Source organism: Arthrobacter sp. MDT2-34-1 (genome assembly GCF_059091365.1).
Window position 1 is genome coordinate 1 of sequence record NZ_JBNHGO010000099.1, and the last position, 630, is coordinate 630.

Below are 630 nucleotides of genomic sequence, written 5' to 3' on the forward strand. Positions count from 1 at the left end.
CGGGTCTGCACGCGCAGCTTCGCGTCCAGGTTGGAGAGCGGTTCGTCCATCAGGAACACCTGCGGGTTGCGCACGATCGCCCGACCCATGGCCACGCGCTGGCGCTGGCCGCCGGAGAGGGCCTTGGGCTTGCGGTCCAGGTACTCCTCCAGGTCCAGCAGTTTGGCCGCCTCGCGGACCCGCTCGGTGCGTTCCTCCTTGGACACCCCGGCGATCTTGAGCGCGAACCCCATGTTGTCCGCCACCGTCATGTGCGGGTAGAGCGCGTAGTTCTGGAAGACCATGGCGATGTCGCGGTCCTTGGGCGGCACGTCGGTCACGTCCCGGTCGCCAATCAGGATCCGGCCGGCATTGACGTCCTCCAGGCCGGCGAGCATCCGCAGGGAGGTGGACTTGCCGCAGCCCGAGGGGCCGACGAGGACCAGGAACTCGCCATCGGCGATGTCCAGATTGAGCCTGTCGACGGCGGGCTTGTCGGTGCCCGGGTACAGGCGGGTGGCCTGGTCAAACGTTACCGTTGCCATGGTTCTGATTTCCCTTCACGGGCAGGTACGTGCCCGACGATCCGTAGTGATGGGTGGATATTCAATTCTGCGGTGTGAAAGACACCACGAAAATCAGTATGGCATT

Annotated in this window: 1 protein-coding gene; it reads right to left on the reverse strand. The window is 64.8% G+C overall.

The genetic code is table 11. From position 1 onward, the window contains the following. On the reverse strand, positions 1-524 hold a 524-nt coding region (locus AC5RVV_RS17840), incomplete at its 3' end, for an ABC transporter ATP-binding protein (RefSeq protein ID WP_494002687.1). Positions 525-630: the final 106 nt, after the last annotated feature.